The sequence below is a fragment of the Thiorhodococcus drewsii AZ1 genome, assembly GCF_000224065.1.
Lineage (GTDB): Bacteria > Pseudomonadota > Gammaproteobacteria > Chromatiales > Chromatiaceae > Imhoffiella > Imhoffiella drewsii.
In genome coordinates, this window is record NZ_AFWT01000004.1 from 1 (window position 1) to 16,514 (window position 16,514).

13 protein-coding genes are annotated in these 16,514 nt (G+C 63.3%); 5 read left to right on the forward strand and 8 right to left on the reverse strand.

Annotated elements, in window-relative coordinates:
• The 4 genes from THIDRDRAFT_RS03435 to THIDRDRAFT_RS03450 all read right to left on the reverse strand — a co-directional run.
• On the reverse strand, window positions 1-2,534 hold a 2,534-nt coding region (locus THIDRDRAFT_RS03435), incomplete at its 3' end, for an FG-GAP-like repeat-containing protein (RefSeq protein WP_007039410.1).
• Window positions 2,531-4,003, reverse strand: coding sequence for a TIGR03032 family protein (locus THIDRDRAFT_RS03440; protein ID WP_007039411.1), 1,473 nt, complete (start codon window positions 4,001-4,003; stop codon window positions 2,531-2,533). The genes THIDRDRAFT_RS03435 and THIDRDRAFT_RS03440, both read right to left, overlap by 4 nt.
• Window positions 4,000-6,117: an O-linked N-acetylglucosamine transferase, SPINDLY family protein gene (locus tag THIDRDRAFT_RS03445; protein ID WP_216725613.1), complete on the reverse strand. Its 2,118-nt coding sequence runs from the start codon at window positions 6,115-6,117 to the stop codon at window positions 4,000-4,002. The genes THIDRDRAFT_RS03440 and THIDRDRAFT_RS03445 overlap by 4 nt, the downstream gene beginning before the upstream one ends.
• 211 nt (window positions 6,118-6,328) lie before the next feature.
• Window positions 6,329-7,042 (reverse strand): response regulator transcription factor, encoded by a 714-nt coding sequence (locus THIDRDRAFT_RS03450; protein WP_040843863.1) that lies wholly within the window; start codon window positions 7,040-7,042, stop codon window positions 6,329-6,331.
• Window positions 7,043-7,251: 209 nt separating this feature from the next.
• Here THIDRDRAFT_RS03450 and THIDRDRAFT_RS03455 point away from each other — a divergent pair, with 209 nt between their 5' ends.
• Complete coding sequence (locus THIDRDRAFT_RS03455; protein WP_007039414.1) at window positions 7,252-7,803, forward strand: FAD synthase family protein; 552 nt, start codon at window positions 7,252-7,254, stop codon at window positions 7,801-7,803.
• Between the two features lie 91 nt (window positions 7,804-7,894).
• Window positions 7,895-8,314 (forward strand): flagellar assembly protein FliW, encoded by a 420-nt coding sequence (fliW, locus tag THIDRDRAFT_RS03460; RefSeq protein ID WP_007039415.1) that lies wholly within the window; start codon window positions 7,895-7,897, stop codon window positions 8,312-8,314.
• A gap of 148 nt (window positions 8,315-8,462) precedes the next feature.
• Here the strand turns inward: fliW and THIDRDRAFT_RS03465 are convergent, their stop codons facing one another.
• On the reverse strand, window positions 8,463-9,698 hold the full coding sequence (locus THIDRDRAFT_RS03465) for an EAL and HDOD domain-containing protein (RefSeq protein WP_007039416.1): 1,236 nt from the start codon (window positions 9,696-9,698) through the stop codon (window positions 8,463-8,465).
• A gap of 458 nt (window positions 9,699-10,156) precedes the next feature.
• Here THIDRDRAFT_RS03465 and THIDRDRAFT_RS03470 point away from each other — a divergent pair, with 458 nt between their 5' ends.
• On the forward strand, window positions 10,157-10,495 hold the full coding sequence (locus THIDRDRAFT_RS03470; RefSeq protein ID WP_007039417.1) for a zinc ribbon domain-containing protein YjdM: 339 nt from the start codon (window positions 10,157-10,159) through the stop codon (window positions 10,493-10,495).
• A gap of 22 nt (window positions 10,496-10,517) precedes the next feature.
• Here the strand turns inward: THIDRDRAFT_RS03470 and THIDRDRAFT_RS03475 are convergent, their stop codons facing one another.
• The 3 genes from THIDRDRAFT_RS03475 to THIDRDRAFT_RS03485 all read right to left on the reverse strand — a co-directional run bounded on the left by THIDRDRAFT_RS03475 (window position 10,518) and on the right by THIDRDRAFT_RS03485 (window position 14,711).
• Window positions 10,518-12,779, reverse strand: coding sequence for a patatin-like phospholipase family protein (locus THIDRDRAFT_RS03475; protein WP_007039418.1), 2,262 nt, complete (start codon window positions 12,777-12,779; stop codon window positions 10,518-10,520).
• A 106-nt stretch (window positions 12,780-12,885) separates the two neighbouring features.
• Window positions 12,886-13,248 (reverse strand): VanZ family protein, encoded by a 363-nt coding sequence (locus tag THIDRDRAFT_RS03480; RefSeq protein ID WP_007039419.1) that lies wholly within the window; start codon window positions 13,246-13,248, stop codon window positions 12,886-12,888.
• Between the two features lie 170 nt (window positions 13,249-13,418).
• A complete protein-coding gene (locus THIDRDRAFT_RS03485; protein WP_007039420.1) occupies window positions 13,419-14,711 on the reverse strand; it encodes an OmpP1/FadL family transporter in 1,293 nt (430 codons plus the stop codon).
• 418 nt (window positions 14,712-15,129) lie between these two features.
• Between THIDRDRAFT_RS03485 and THIDRDRAFT_RS03490 the strand changes: the two genes are divergently transcribed.
• Together THIDRDRAFT_RS03490 and THIDRDRAFT_RS03495 are read left to right on the forward strand one after the other, a co-directional pair.
• On the forward strand, window positions 15,130-16,038 hold the full coding sequence (locus THIDRDRAFT_RS03490) for a LysR family transcriptional regulator (RefSeq protein ID WP_007039421.1): 909 nt from the start codon (window positions 15,130-15,132) through the stop codon (window positions 16,036-16,038).
• A gap of 67 nt (window positions 16,039-16,105) precedes the next feature.
• Window positions 16,106-16,480, forward strand: a complete 375-nt coding sequence (locus THIDRDRAFT_RS03495) for a hypothetical protein (protein WP_007039422.1) — start codon at window positions 16,106-16,108, stop codon at window positions 16,478-16,480.
• Window positions 16,481-16,514: the final 34 nt, after the last annotated feature.

Sequence of the window (16,514 nt, forward strand, 5' to 3'; positions counted from 1 at the left end):
ACCGAGAAGGCGGTGTCGCTGCTGGCGGTGACGTTGTCGGAGGTCAGCGTATATGTCTGGCCGCCCTCGCCGGTGAGGGTGAGTTTGGAGACGTCAATGGTGTCACCGCTGGTGATGTCGGCGGCGATCACCGAGAGGACATTGGTACTGGAGTCGTAGGTCGCGGAAGTGATGCTCGGGGCGCTGTTGGATGGGCCATTCTCGAAGTAGAAGGTGTTGCCAGAGAACTCACCGATGAGCGCATCGAGATCGCCGTCACCGTCGAGGTCGGCCAAGGTCGGAGTGGCGACGTGACCCGCATAGCTCAGTTCGAAGGGATCGGTCTGGGCGCTGGTAGCGAAGGCCGCGCTGCTGGTGCTGCCGGTGTTCTCGAAGTAGAGGCTGTTGCCATCTTTATTACCGATGAGCGCATCGAGATCGCCGTCGCCGTCGAGGTCGGCCAAGGTCGGGGTGGCGTAGGAACCCACGTCGCTCAGTCCGAAGGGATCGGTCTGGGCGTTGGCGAAGGCGGCGCTGCTGGCGTTGCCGGTGTTCTCGAAGTAGAGGCTGTGGCCATAGTTATTACCGATGAGCGCATCGAGATCGCCGTCGCCGTCGAGGTCGGCCAAGGTCGGAGAAGCTCTGGAACCCACATCGCTCAATCCGAAGGGATCGGTCTGGGCACTGGCGAAGGCGGCGCTGCTCGTGCTGCCGGTGTTCTCGAAATAGAGGTTGTGGCCATCGTAATTACCGATGAGCGCATCGAGATCGCCGTCGCCGTCGAGGTCGGCCAAGGTCGGCCTGGCGCTGGAACCCACATCGCTCAATCCGAAGGGATCGGTCTGGGCACTGGCGAAGGCGGCGCTGCTGGCGTTGCCGGTGTTCTCGAAGTAGTTGAGGGTGCCATCGTATTCGCCGACCAGGGCATCGAGATCGCCGTCGGCGTCGAGGTCGGCGAAGGTCGGGGTGGCGAGGTTCTTCACAGCGCTGAGGCCGAAGGGATTGGTCAGCGGGGGCTGGAAGGTCGGATCGCCGCTCGGCAGATCGTCGTCGGCGATCTGGATCGAGACGCGATCGATGGTCAGGCCATCGTAAGCCGTGTCCGTGCTGCTGACGCTGTGGGCGATGACGCCGAAGTGCGGCCCTTCGCCGACGGAGTCGTCGACGGCGGTGACGGTGACGGTCTGCGGTTTGTCCCAGTTGGCGTTGGTGAAGGTCAGCGTGGGCGTATCGACCGAGACTTGGTCGTTGGTGGTGTCGAGGGTGATGACGACATCGGCCGTGGGCTGGCTGTCGAGCACCAAGGTGTAGCTGTCGGTCGCGCCGCCTTCGGTGACGCGCGTGGAACCGCCACTGGGGGTCAGTGTCACCCCCGGCGGGGGGGCGTTGAGGAAGACCAGGATGTTGCCATCTTTGTTACCGATGAGCGCATCGAGATCGCCGTCGCCGTCGAGGTCGGCAAAGGTCGGGTCGGAACGGCTGCCCACGTCGCTGAGGCCGAAGGGGTTTTCCTGGACGCTGGCGAAGGCTGCGGAGCTGGCGCTGCCGGTGTTCTCGAAGTATTTGAGCTCGCCGCGACGTTCGCCGACCAGGACATCGAGATCGCCGTCGCCGTCGAGGTCGGCAAAGATCGGAGTGGCAGAGTCGTCAACACTGGTCAGGCCGAAGAGATACTTCTGGGCGCTGGCGAAGGCGGCGCTGCTGGGGCTGCCGGTGTTCTCGAAGTAGTTGAGGTGGCCATGGAGATCGCCGACCAGGGCATCGAGATCGCCGTCGTCGTCGAGGTCGGCCAAGGTCGGAGTGGGAGCGCCAACATTGGTCAGGCCGAAGGGATCGCTCTGGGCGCTGGCGAAGGCCGCCGAGCTGGCGCTGCCGGTGTTCTCGAAGTAGTTGAGGTGGGAGGTGCTGCCCCGGTATTCGCCGACCAGGGCATCGAGATCGCCGTCGCCGTCGAGGTCGGCGAAGGTCGGGGCGGGATTGAAGCCCACGTCGCTGAAGCTGAAGGGGTTGGTCTGGGCGCTGGCGAAGGCTGCGGAGCTGGCAGTGCCGGTGTTCTCGAAATAGTAGAGGGTGCCATCACCTGCGCCGACCAGGACATCGAGATCGCCGTCGGCGTCGAGGTCGGCCAAGGTCGGGCTGGCATAGGAGCCCACATCGCTCAGTTCGAAGGGATTGGTCAGCGGGGGCTGGAAGGTCGGGTCGCCACTCGGCAGATCGTCGTCGGCGATCTGGATCGAGACGGGATCGATGTTCAGTCCATTGTAAGCCGCGTCCGCGCTGGTGACGCTGTGTGCGATGACGCCGAAGTGCGGGCCTTCGCCGACCGTGTCGTCGACGGCGCTGACGGTGACGGTCTGCGGGGTGTTCCAGTTGGCGTTGGTGAAGGTCAGCGTGGGCGTATCGACCGAGACCTGATCGTTGGTGGTGTCGAGGGTGATGATGACATCGGACGTGGGCACGGTGTCGAGCACCAGGGTGTAGCTGCCGGTCGCGCCACCCTCGGTGACACTGATCTTGCCGTTGCTAGGGGTGATCTGGATAGTCGGGCTACTCATGGCGCGATTTCCTCAGGACTGGGTTGATCGTCGGGTGGCGGGCTTAGCGCAAGCGGCGCTGCGGTGACCCGTTGCAGTTCATGACGCAGGCGCTCGGCGATTCCGAGGCGGCGATAGATGGAGCTGACGTGGAGCGAGAGCAGTTCGGCGCGGAGCTCGCCGTCGGGTGTTTGCCACTGCTCGGCCACGGCGAAACCGATCATGGTCCCGTCGAGCGCGGCCGAGAGGCCGATCAGCTCGCCGCGCTGGGGTTGGCTGGCCCAGCGCTGGCTCAGGCGGGGCGTGGTCAGTGCGTCGTAGCGTTTGAGGTTTTCCGGTGTGAGGTGATAGACGCGCTGATATTTGACGGTGTTCGGATCGAGGCGCGGCAATCCCGCCACCGGAGCGGCCGGTCCGCGTGCCGGGCGTGCGGCGGTGGGCTTGGTGATGACCAGACCGTCGCTGCCGGGGAAGCTGACCAGGCGCTCGATGGCGTCGTCCTGCAGGCCCAGGGCGCGCGGCTGGCGTATCCCGGGCAGCACGATCAGGTCGAACAGTTCTTCGATGAGGGTCGCGAAGCGCAACCAGTGCACGACCGCGCCGGTGTTGAGGTCGACCACCAGGAGCCCGCATTGGGCCTGTCTGCCATCGGCGGCCAGACGCCGCTCCAGTGCCAGACCGCCGAAGCTCGCCGAACGCAACTGCGACAGGCCGATCAGGGCAAAATCGCCGACGAAGTCCAGCCCGCGCGCGAAGCCGGGGCCATAGGCGACCGGCACGAAACGCTCGCCGTCGAGATAGCCGAGCTCGCCGCTGCCGGAGTTCAGCAGCCAGAGCCGCTCGCGATACCAGCGCGGCGAGTGGGGCATCGACAGCCCGGTGGCGACGATGGCGTTCTCCGGAATATTCAGCACGATACCGCCGTCGTGGCGGTGATGGCGCCACCCGGCGGCGGTATCGGTGCGGCTGCAGGCGCTCATCCAGGTCGGTACGCCATCCTGCAACGCCAGGCCGTTGAGATGGCAGCGGTCTTCGGCGACCAATGTCTTGATGAACGGCGGCCGCCAGAGCGGCGCGAAGCTGTGCTCGGGGTCCAGCGTGGCCAGGCAGCTGAAATCGGTGTTGACGAACAGCAGCCGCCCATTGCGGTCGATGGCCAGTTCATGGACGTTCAGATCGCCGGTGATCCAGCTCCGACTGGGCACATAGAGCCGGTCTCCGCCTTCATGGGTATGGCCCGGGGGCAGCCGGTTGGCCAGTTCCCAGAGTTGGTAGCGGGTGCTCAGCGTGAGGCGGTCTTCATGCAGGCACAATCCCATCGGCTTGTCGAACAGCCGCTCTTGTAGCGCCAGGCGCTCGCCTTCGGCGCTGCGACCGATGAGGATCAGGCGGTTGCTCTGATAGGTGGTCAGCGCAAGGCTGACGTTGTGTTCGGCGAGCCAGTTCCAGAGACCGGGGGAGGTCTGGATTTCGAGTCTGGGTGCGCTCATGCGTCTACGGCCCCCGAATGTCCAGCGGTGGTGAAAAGGTATTCTTCCCAGAGTCGGCGATAGGCCGCCTCCAGTTCGGCGACGAATGCGCCCGGATCGAACAGGGGCGCGCTGTCCAGCTGCGCGGCCAGACGGCGCTTGAGCTCGGCCCGGCGCGTCGGGTCGCGCCCGAGGGCGACCGCCTGCTCGACATAGTCCTCGGGCGAGGCGCAGACCAGCTCCGGGAGTCCGACGGCATGGCTCAGGCTCGCCCCCATGCGCGCGGCATAGTGACCGCCGGGACAGGTGAGCACCGGCAGGCCGGCGGCCAGGGCGCCGACGGCGGTGGCCCCGGCGTTGTAGACCAGGGTGTCGAGAAAGAGATCGGCGAGCCGGTAATGCGCCAGATACTCGGCATGCGCACGCTTGGGGGCGAAGATCAGACGGTCCGGATCGATCCCGGCCGTCCGCGCGGCCTCTCTCAGCCGGGCGTTGCTGCCGCTCTCGCCGCCGTCCAGCAGCCAGAGCACGCTCTCGGGCACCCGCTCGAGGATGCGCATCCACAGGGCGAACACCCCAGACTCGATCTTGTAGATCCCGTTCAGGCAGCAGTAGACCATAGCGGACTCGGGCAATCCGCAGGCCGCCCGGTCCCCGGCCGGCTCGGCGACGGACGGGGGGGCGCTTGCCCAAGCGTTGGGCAGTCGGACGATCCGCTCGCGATAAAACGGCTCGTGCTCGGGAGGGATGAGGTGGCGGTCGGCGATGATGTGGGTGACGTAGTCGGCCCCCAGGGTGCCCGGATAGCCCAGAAACTGGATCTGCACCGGCGCGGGCCGCAGGGCCAGCACCAGGGGCCGCGAATGGGTCGTGTACCCGGCCAGATCCACCAGGATGTGGATCCCGTCGCCATGGATGCGGCGGGCGATCTCCAGCGGCGATTTGAGCGAAACATCGGAAAAATGGTCGCAGCCGGCACGCACGCGCTCGGTCCACTCGTCACGCACCGGGGTCAGGCTATAGGCATGGATCTCGACATCCGACCGCCGATGATGCTCGAAGAGTCCGGCGATGAGGGTACCGACGGCATGGCAGCGGAAATCGGGCGAGAGATAGCCGATCCGCAAGGGGTCCGGTCCCGGCTCGGGTGGCGCCTCGAATGGGTCCGCCAGGGCCCGCGCTTGCCGGCTCAGCTGGGCCGATATCCGCTCCGCCAGCGCCCGATACCGGGACGGAGGCAGCGCGAAGGCGAGCGCGCCGAGCAATGGCGGCCCCTCGTCGTCGCCGTCCCGCTCCAGATAGCGCTCGGTGGCCACCGAGAGTGTTTCCAGGCGCGTTTCGGCATCGCTCCAGTCGGCCTGCTTGCGGCGCACCATTTCGAGGTGGTAGCGCAGCTTGATGTTCTCCGGGGTGGACGCCAGCGCCTGTTCGTAATAGATGCGCGCCGCCTGCAGCTCGCCTTGGTTGTCGTGCAGCTGGGCCAGGTTGTACTTGGGCAGTTCGAATCCCGGCTCGAGTTTCAGCGCACGGCGGTAGCTCGCGCGGGCGAGACGCACGTTGCCCCAATCTTGCAGCGCTGCCCCCAGGGCGTTGTAGGCTCGTGCCGAGGGCGCCAGGCGCAAGGCCGCGCGGTAGCGTTCAATCGCCTTAGGCACGAAGCCGTAGCGGTGGTAGAGCTGGCCGCAGTCGAGGTGGATCCCGGCCTGATCGGGCTTCAGGCGCAGGGCCTCGCGATAGGCGGCTTCCGCCGAGCCAAACCGGTCCTCGGCCGTTAGAATCTTGGCGAGGTTGTAGTGGCCGAGATAGAGGTCCGGCTGCAGGGCGATGGCATGCCGGTAGGCGGCGAGCGCACGAGTCGAGTCGCCCTTGAGTTGCCACAGTCCGCCGAGATTGCAGTGGAGCACGGCGTGATCGGGCGCCAGCTCCAGCGCCTTGCGATAGAGCGCCAGGGCGCCTTCGAGATCGCCTGTCTCCTGAAGGGCGTTTGCGAGATTGTTATAGGGCGCGAGTCGATCCGGCTGCAGTTCCAGGGCTGCGCGAAAATGTCCGATCGCGGTGGTGATATCACCACCTCGGCGGGCTTGGCTGCCTGCGGCCAAGAGGGCCTTGGCTTGTCGATCAGTCTCGGTGTGCACTGTGGCTGTATCGGCGCAAGGCGCATTGGGGCATCGTCGGGGGCCAGCTGAAATCATGATCGGGCTGCCGGCTTTCCGCCATTCGCAAATTTTCACAATTCTTCACGATGAGTAAAAAAGCCCATGCCCACGTGGACGCAGTGGGCATCCAAGGCATCGAATCGGTGTTTTCGAACAAGGGGGTTGCCACTGCCCGGACGGGCTCGATGATTCAGTGGGTTTGGATCGACACGGTCCCGATGAAGGAGAGACCGCGGCCGAACACAGATCGGACTGGGAGGCTGCATCCCAAGCATTTTTCGACCTTTTTGCGCATGCGGTAGAGCATCGACTCGATGCGATGAAAGTCCTCGAGATTGATCGAACCCGTCAATTCGAGCAGCAATTCGCTCTTGTCGATGACCTCGCCGGGACGCTGCATGAGATAGGCGAGCAATTCGGTTTCGCGCGCCGTGAGCTCGACGCTGGAACCGCTGGGGGATCTCAGCTGGCAGCCCTGTAGATTCAGGCTCCATGGCGGCAACGAACGATCGTTGCGTCGAACCTCGAGTTCCGGTTTCAGCCGCCGCAGTACGGCGCGGATGCTGGCCTCGAGCTCGGCGAGTTCGACGGGTTTGGTGAGATAGATATCGGCGCCCAGCGTGAGCCCGCGGACACGATCCTCGACGGCCGTTCGTCCTGTCACGATCACCAAGCCGTAACGCCTTGCACTGGCGAGATATTCCGTCAGCTGGAAGCCGTCTTCGCCGGGCAACCCTATATCCACGATCACCAGATTCACGGGCTGCGTGACCAGTTGCCGATAAAATGCCTCGGCGGATCCCACTCCCCAGATCTGATAGCCGAGGTTTCGCAGATAGAGTTCGACATTGAATCGCAGGTCTTCGTCGTCTTCGACGATCGCAATCGCGGGAGTTCTAGGCATCATCTGCAGAGGCGGTCGAAGCAGGAGTCACCGCAGCAACCTCTGTGGTTCAAACGCCGAGGGTCACCGATTCGTTCCTGAATACTAGGTTGAGGATTCGACAGTCTGAGGGGGTGCTAGGCCAGCGCCTGTGGGGCTCAGATTTTTTGACAGCGATCTGGAGTGGTTCTGCACAACCCTTCCGGCGCACGGTAGAGCCCTGACATCTGTTGGTCAAGCTCTACCTCATCTGTTCATCTGTTCATCTGTTCATCTGTTCATCTGTTCATCTGTTCATCTGTAGCGTCTTGCCGGGAGCTTCAACGTACAGCCTGGTCGGCGGCACCATTGGCGTCTACGACCTGCTGCACGTCGGTCATCTGCGATTCCTGCAAACAGCCAGATCGCGTTGCGATCGGCTCAAGGTAGGGATCGCGACGGCAGCGACGGCCTGGCACAGCAAGGCGGCAACGCCGGTCATTCCGGGCGGGGAGCGCCTCGAATTGATTCGCGGCCTGGCATGCGTCGATGAGGCCGACCTGTTCGATGGCGCACTCGCGGACACCACGCCCGCCGCCGACTGGATCGCGGCCTGGGGCGTGCAGGTTATGTTCGTCAGCGAGGAGTGGGCAGGCTCGCCACGATGGCGCGATCTGGAACCCGCATTGGCCGCGAGGGGGATCCGCTGCGTCTGGCTGCCCTACACGCGAGGCGTATCCAGCACTATCATCAAGGAACGCATACACGAGACGCCCGTTGCCGGCGGCAACTTGCCACGCTAAGCGCCCACGGAGCAAAGACGCCCCTTGCCCACCACTTCCGTCTGTGCGAACGTCCGCGGGCGCACCCCAACTCACTGAAAAGGAATGCATCATGGCCGATGAAGAACGCATTGCCGCCGAAGCACCCGAGGAATTGACCTTTCCCAATGGGATCCCGGGATTCGAGGACCACACTCAGTATCGACTCACTTACTCGGACATCGAGGCGGGTCGAGTCTATCGGTTGCAGTCTTGCACATCTCCCGACGCCATCTTCACCCTGGTCGAACCGACCCTCTATTCGTTGAACTACGAGCTGCAACTGACCGATGAGGAAGAGGCCTTGCTGCAAGCGGAGCACCCGGAGCAGATCCTGGTGCTGCTGATCGTGTGGAAGCCGGAAACGCCGTCTCCGGACAACCCCGGACTGCACGCCAATATCACGGGTCCGATTTTGATCAATGCCGAGAAGGGGCTCGGGCTTCAGAAGGTCATCGACAACCCCAAGCTCGCACTGAACATCTCCGCCTGAGCCACGACCACCTATTCAGGTACCGCTCGAACGCGCATGGCACCAGCCCCATCGAACAGCGCTTCGTGTCAAGCATGCGTGAAACGCACGATTCGGCGGCACAGGAATGTGTCGCCGAGATATGCGGGAACGGAACGCCATCGCCCCGTCATGCCTTCGACAGGGGTGCCGCCAATTGAGCCTGAACGCCCTGAGCCCAGGCGAACGCCTCTAGGAAGTAGGTGGAGAGCACCTCACCGCTCAAGCCCAGTGTGGGCAGTATCGGACCGGACGCATCCCAACCCTCGAAGCGCGCGGCGCTTGCCAGCACCTGGCCCAGCAATCCCTCATGCGACAGGATCGCAGCCTTAATGGCCTCATCCAGTGGCAGCGAGGCGAGCGCCTCGCCGAGCGGAACCTCTAAAATCTCGTCAAGGTTGGAGAAGAGCCCCACAGTGAACAGGGCGTCCTTCTCGCGCGGCAGGTTGCGCTCTCCGACGATCTGACAAAAACGGGCATAGGCCAGGGATCGGGTGATGGAATAGGGGGTCTGGGTCGTCAGCGTTCCCAGGGCCACGAGGGCCGCCCATTGACGGATGGTCCGCAATCCAACCAGGGAAATCGCCTGCATCAGGTTGTGAATGGTGCGTCCCTGCGAGATCGACGCGCCGCTGAGGAAACGCAGCAGTCGGTAGCTGAGCGCAACATCCTGGGCGATGAGACGCTCCACCTCCTGCAGGCTGAGATCGTTGTCCTGCAACTCGGCTAGGAGCCGCATCACGCGAATCTTGTCGGCCGGCGGTCTTTTCCCCTCCATGACGCGCGGCCGGGCCAGGTAATAGCCCTGGAACAGATCGAACCCCATGTTGAGACACTGAACGAACTGGATGCGGTTCTCAACCTTCTCGGCCAGCAACTTGAGACCGCCGCGCCTGGCAACGGACTCGTACTTGACGCGCATCGCGTCCTCGTCGTCCCCCAGCACATCGAGCTTGACGATGTGACAGATTCGAAGCAGCGGCTCCCAGCTCGACTGGAACATGAAATCGTCAAGCGCAATCGTGAATCCCTTGTCAACCAAGCGCTGGACGGACTCGATCAATTCGGGGGTCACCTGCACGCTTTCGAGAATCTCCAGCACCACACGGTCGGGCGGCAGGGTCTGAATGACATCGCTCGCCAACATCCCCGCCGTGAGGTTGATGTAGAGCTGCTTATCGCGCCCAAGCTGATCGACGCCAATGTCGGCGAAGGCATTGAGAATCACCTGAGAGGTCGCGCAATCTCCGTCCACGCCGCTGCCTTCGAAACCTCCGGTTCCGCTACTACGGAACAGAAGCTCGTAGGCGACCACTTGACGTTCGCGATCGAAGATAGGCTGAACACCGAGGAAGATATTGGTCATGATGGACGCCGATCAGATGGGAGCAAAAAACACGAAGCGGAGGTACGCGTCTCCAAACGATACGCCGAGTCGAGGAATGGAAACAAACATCCGAGCACACAGGCGGCGCGGAATGCGGATATGGCTAAGACCGATTTGGCGATTGGCTGTGGTCGGCATGCTGCTCTCATTGGGGACATTGGCGATGGCGGTGGCAGAACCTCACTGCACGCAGGTCCAAAGCTAACCGGATTTCGAGCTACGGCAATACGCCCACTATCTGGTCGCCGATCGGCGTACCCCACGATGCCCGCTACACCCCGTCCTTCACGCCCTGGTTCTTGCGGCGCAACGCGGTGATGATCAAGGTCGCCGAGCCTGCACAGCACTGATTCGGTCTCGAAACGGGGCGCACGGTTGCCAAATCGGCGTCGAACCTCTACCGTGCTGCGCCTTCCAACCCGTACCAGGATGATTCCATGTCCGATTTTCCGCCCTGCCCGCTCTGCGCCAGCGAAAACACCTATTCCGACGGCACGCTCTACGTCTGCCCGGACTGCGCCCACGAATGGTCCCCGGACGAAACGACCGATGCCGCCGAGACGGACGGCGCGGTGCGCGACGCCAACGGCAACCTGCTGGCGGACGGCGATTCGGTGGTCCTGATCAAGGATCTGAAGGTCAAGGGCAGCTCGACCACGCTGAAGGTCGGGACCAAGATCAAGAAGATCCGGCTCGTCGGCGGCGATCACGAGGTGGATTGCAAGACCGACGCCGGCAGCTTCATGCTCAAGGCCTGCTATCTGCGCAAGAGCTGAGACCGGCGCGCCCCGCTTCCGATCAGTGGTTGCCGATCAGGACATAGATGGTGCTGTCGCCCTCCCCGGACAGCCCGACTCCGAGATAGGCAGGCCCCAGCCAGGTATCGGATCCGAAGAAGAAACTTCCGCCATAGCGCGTTTCCCCGTCGTTGAGGGTGATGTCGGCATCGCGCCTCTGGCTCTGGCTCTGTAGGACCCCGTCGTCGACCCACCCGGCCTCCAGCGAGGCGCCGAGATAGAGTCCGCGTCCGAGCGGCGGGGGCAGAGAGGCGATCTGGCGATAGAAGGCCAGCCCGGCGAAGGCCATGTCGTTGCCGCGAAACTGGTCGTTGGCGTAGCCGGAGAGCTGCAGGAACCCTCCGAGCGGAAACTGATCCTGATAGAGCATCTCGGCACCGAAGCTGGTTCCCGCCTTCAGGGTTCCGGCCATGGTATTGGCACCGAAGCTGTGCGCCGCCGTTGCCTTGAGAAATGCCCGGGTATAGTCGACATCCGCCCCCATCGCCTTGAGCGGACTCAGGGTTTCCAATGAGACCCGCAAACCGGAGCGCGGCGCGGCCACGCTATCCAACGTGTCATAGAGCAGCCTGGCACGCAGACCGGAATCGGTGCTCCGCCCTTCCGGTAGCTCGGTCGACCCGGTATCCAAATTCATTTCAGACTGGCCGTAATAGAGGCCGACCCGCGCCTCGATGTCGGCGATGTTCGTGCCCAGGTCCGCCCCGAGGCGCAGCCGTGTCAGATCGTAGCGCGCAACGCGCTGATCGCCGATGAAAACGCTTTCCGGGCTCGTGCCGACATCGACGTAGGGCGCAACGAACAGCGCACGGTCGAGACTCAACGGCTGATAGAACTCGGAGTAGAGTCTGGGCGCATTGCCGACCGTCAGGGCATTACTCCACTCGGCACCCAATCGATTGATCCAGGTTTGATCATAGGTGGCGCGTAAACCGAACCGGCTGTCGCCCAGATTGTCGTTCGAGAAGCCGAGCCCTAATCCGATATATCCAGGCCCCCAAGCCTTCTCGACGGCATCCACGATCAGCAGGTCCGAGCCGTCACGCTGCGGTTGGAATCGGTAGCTGATACGCTCGAAGTCGCCTCGCCCGTAGAGCGACTGAATGTCATCGACCAATTGCTCGCGTTCGAGCGGCTGATGCTCTTGCGACTCGACCAGCTCATCGAACACCGCTGAATTGACGCGTGTCAGTCCCGCGATCCGAACGTCGCCGACCCGCCGAACCGGATCGCCAGGGCCGAAGCGCTCGGCCTTCCAGGCCGCGTACTCGGCCTTGCTCAGACTGAATCGACGCAGCTCGCGACGGACCTTGGAAGCCGCAACCTCGCCGGTCGCGATGGCCTCTTTGGCACGATTGAAATCGCTCGACGAGATGTCGCCCAGATCGGGCAGGATCAGAAGATCGCACCCCTTGCGCAGCTCGCCGAGCGAGACCTTGACGTTCTGCTCGGTCAGGATGGCGATCATCTGCCCCGTGACCCCGAAGATGGAGCCCAATTTGTCGCGGGGCAGATAGCCGGAACCGAGATTGACCGCGATGATGACATCGACCCCCATGGACCGGGCCACGTCCACGGGCAGATTGCGCACCAGCCCGCCATCCACGTAGATGTGATCCTGCCATTCCATGGGCGCAAACACACCGGGCACCGCCATGCTCGCCCGCATGGCGACCGGCAAAGGACCTTGGTCAAAGACCTTCATCTCACCGTTTTCGAGATTGGTGGCGACGGCCCGAAAGGGGATTGGCAGACGGTCGAAATCGAACGTGGTCTCCACGCCCTTGACCAGATCGTTGAAGAAAAGCTGCACCTTCTGCCCGGAGATGGCGCCCGTGGGCAGGCGTACCTGACCGTCATGGACACCGAGCGAGAAGTTCCACTTCGCAACGGCAGAGGACTCCTTGCGACGCTCGGGCCAATCCTTGCGCGGCGGATCGTCGTCGAAGAGATCGCTCCAGTCGACCTGGGTCACACGGCGGTCCAGCTCCTGCGCCGACAGACCGGCGGAATAGGCGCCTCCGACCAGGGACCCCATGCTGGTGCCGGCAATGGCATGAATCGGGATCCGCTCCTCCTCCAGCACCTTGAGCACCCCGATATGGGCCGATCCCTTCGCCCCGCCACCGCTCAGAACCAGACCGATCCGCGGATGCTCGGGCAACTGGCAACTTGCCGCCAGTACGCCTGCCGAGAACAGGGTCGCCAGGGAGGCCGCAAAACAGAGAAAAGTAGCGAAAAGGACACCGAGAGGCTGTTTCATCTGCAATCCCGCCATGGACGCCGAAGGCCTATAGATGGGCGCGGAGTCTAACGGACGGATCGCAACGGGGAAAGCAGCCCCTCCCCGCGTCGCAAGATGGAAGGGGTCAGCCGAACAGACGACTCGCCAGCGGACGGGTCAGCCGTCGAAGGATCAGATAGAGGGCGAGGCCCAGCAGGTCGGCGAGTAAATCCCAGCCGGATGCCTCGCGATAGGGCAGTGCCGCCTGAACCAGCTCGATCGCGAGGCCGAAGAGGACCAAGCCAGCCAGCCGCAGCCCGACCAAGGCCGGCGCGGGCCAGGCGAGCTCCGCCAGCCCGGCCAGCACCAGGAAAGCAAGCAGATGGTTGGCCTTGTCGTAGCTCAAGCCGGGCGACTCATCGAACTCGGCGAAGGCGAGAAAGGCGATGACCACCAGGGACGCTACGAAGACCGTCTTGAAGGCCAACCGCAAAGAATCCATCAACATGGCGTGGGACCGGAGCGGAATCGGAAAGCAGACATTCTAGCGGCGCGAAGCCGCCGGTAAGCAAGTACGTGGACCTCAGGAGTGAAGGCACTCCCGGGTTTCGTGCTGCTCCACCCCGGCTACGAGCCACGCCCGTAGCCGAGGGAACAGAAGGGAATGTCGATCGCCGATCAGAAGGTCTTGACGATCTCCAGACCGATCAGGTGAGCATCCATTTCATAGTCGCCATTGAGCGCCGTGGTTCCATTCAGATCCACGCCGGCATAGGGGGTACTGCTGCGGTACTTGCGTTGATCGGCGAGCACGTACATGTAGCCGGCCTCAAGCTGGAAACCGTTGCCGAGCGACTGGGCAACGCCGACGCTGAAGAGGTGGCGATCGTTGTCCGGCACGCGGGCGCTGAAGTGGCTGTCGCCCTGCCCGGTTTCGTCATAGGCATACCCGAAACGCAGCTGGGTCTTGTCGCTGAGCTGATAGGTCGCGCCGATGCGATAGGCGTTGGCGTCGTCCCAATCGTTCGCGTCGCTGAAGATCACCTGCCCCGCGTTCTTTGCCGTCGCCTTCAGGTCGTTGAACTCGCTCCAACCGGTGCGGGTGATGTCGAACTCCACGGCCAGACGCGAATTGAAGGCGTAGCGGGCGCCCACCTGCAAGCGCCAAGGCAGATCGACGTCCAATTCGGCCGACTGTCCGCGAGACAGGCGATTGAGCGCCACCAGGGTCGCGCTCTTGGGCTCGAAATCACCATCGAGCGACACGGTCGCCGCAGAACGATAGGAGGCACCCAGACTCCAGGGACCCTCGCGGTAGATAGCGCTCAGGTTGAAACCAACACCGGTACCGTCCCCGCTCAGCTTGCCAACGGTGGAACTCAGCTGGGCACTCTTCGCCCAATAGACGTCGAGTCCGGCGGAAACGGCGAATTGGTCGTTGACGCGATAGCTCGCGGTCGGAGAGAAATCCAGAATCTCCAGCTTGCTGGAGGTCGGATGGCCGAGCGGGACATCCGGATCGAGCTGCGGCGGTACGGGCAGTCTGCGCGTCCCGCTGACGGCGGGAAAGGTTCCGTCCTCCCAGCGCGTTTCAAGCCCGAAAGGCGCGGTGACGCCGAAGCCGAGGCTCCAGCGGTCGTTGACCCGCAGCACCGCCTGGAGCTGCGCCGAGGACAGCCAATCGGCGCCCTGGCTGTCATGATTGCCGCTCGCCGTCTTGACGCTGAAGCTGGGGCCGATGAGGATGGTGCCGGCCGAGATGCTGGAGCCGTCCTGAAAGGCCATGATGGCAGGGTTGTAGGCGATGGCACCCACTTCCTCGGTGTTGGCGACCACCGCGTTCGCGGTGCTCAAGCCGACGACCGAGGCCTCTGGCAGCAAGAATCCAGCCGCATTGGCCGACTCTTGGGCGCCAAGCGCTCCCGCAGCGAGCACGCAGGCGATGGAATAGGTAATCCTGTTGTTGAGCATGAGGCGTTTCCTTCGATAAGGATAATTGAGTTATGGGTCCGGTCTCACGGCCTCGGAAAACCACCCTCATCCTCAACGCCATGCGCTCACCGCAGCATCATGACCGGTTGCTGCAGCGCAACATCAGACTGGGCTCTCGCGGACCTCCCTGGCGGCAGTGGTGAAGCCTTGGAAGATCGCCATCTCTCGCTCCTTGTGAGGGTTTTCGGCCGCGAAGCACTGTATGCGAAGCCTCCCGCCAATTCCATACTTTGTTGCGGTTTTTTGTCATGTATGTGAAAAGTGACAGGCATCCGGAATCCATCAGGCCCGTAACGCACACGCTCGGATCGCGTCCGCAGCCGAAACTATCTGGAATCGCCCTGGCTGTGATATAAGCGGATTCTATTTGGGTATCTGAATTTCGAGTGGTATTTGGATGGCCGATCGCAGACTTCAGGTATTTCACACGGTCGCGCGGCTGCTGAGCTTCACCAAGGCCGCCGAGACACTGCACATGACCCAGCCGGCCGTGACCTTCCAGGTCCGCCAGCTGGAAGATCATTTCAACACCCGCCTGTTCGATCGCACACACAACCGCATCAGCCTGACTGAGGCCGGACGCGCCGTCTTCGCCTACGCCGAACGCATCTTCGAGCTCTATGCCGAGATGGAAAACGCGGTACGCGAGATCACCGGCGCGGTCAGCGGCGCCCTGACCATGGGGGCCAGCACCACCATCGCCGAATATATGCTGCCGCCACTGCTGGGCGACTTCAAGGAACGCTACCCGGACATCGTCATCCACCTCAAGGTCGCCAATACCGAGGGGATCGTCTCCATGGTGGAGAACAACACCATCGACCTTGGCCTGGTCGAGGCGCCGGTGAGCAACAAGAATCTGGTGGTCGAGGTCTGCAAGCAGGATCAGTTGTTCGCCATCGCGCCGCCCGGGCACCCGCTCGCCGACCAGGAGACGGTCGATCTGACTCAACTGCTTCGGTACCCCTTCATCTGCCGCGAGGAGGGCTCCGGCACGCGCGAGGTGATCGTCGATTACCTGCAGATCCAGCATGACTGTAGCGCGACGCTCAATATCGCGATGGAGCTCGGCAGTCCGGAGGCGATCAAGGGCGCGGTCGAGGCGGGAATGGGCGTCTCGGTGGTCTCAGGAACGACCATTCGGAAGGAAATCAAGCTGGGCACCCTGGTGGCGCTGCGACTCGACCCACCGCTCAACCGTCCCTTTTCATTCGTTCACCAGAAACAGAAGTTCCGACTGCGCGTGATGGAGGAACTGTTGGAATTCGCCCGCGACTATTGCCGCGACCAATGCGCGAACCGCTGATCGGCGCAGCGCGCCGTCCGACACCCACGCCAGAGCCCGAAACACAGCCAGCCTGGACCCCAGAAGCATGTTGACCCAGCAACGCGGATCTGCCGACGAACGCCGCCTTTCCAAACTCTTCCGTGCACTCTCGCCCTCAGACCGGGACAGCCTGCTCGCCTTTGCGGAGTTCTTGGTCCAGCGAGACCGGACCGAGCCGACCGAAACGGTCCCGCGCGAGCCGAAACCCACGACTCGGCCCGACGACGAAACCGTGATCGGCGCCATCAAGCGACTCTCCCAGAGCTACGATATGCTAGAGCGCGAGCGGCTACTCAACGAAACATCGGCCCTCATGTCCGCGCATCTGCTGCAGGGTCGCGGCGCGACCGAGGTCATCGACGACCTGGAGGCGCTGTTCGCCCGTCACTACCAGGAATACCGCTCCAAATTCTCGGCCTGAAGGCCTATACCGACACGCCTCAAGCATCAGCCGC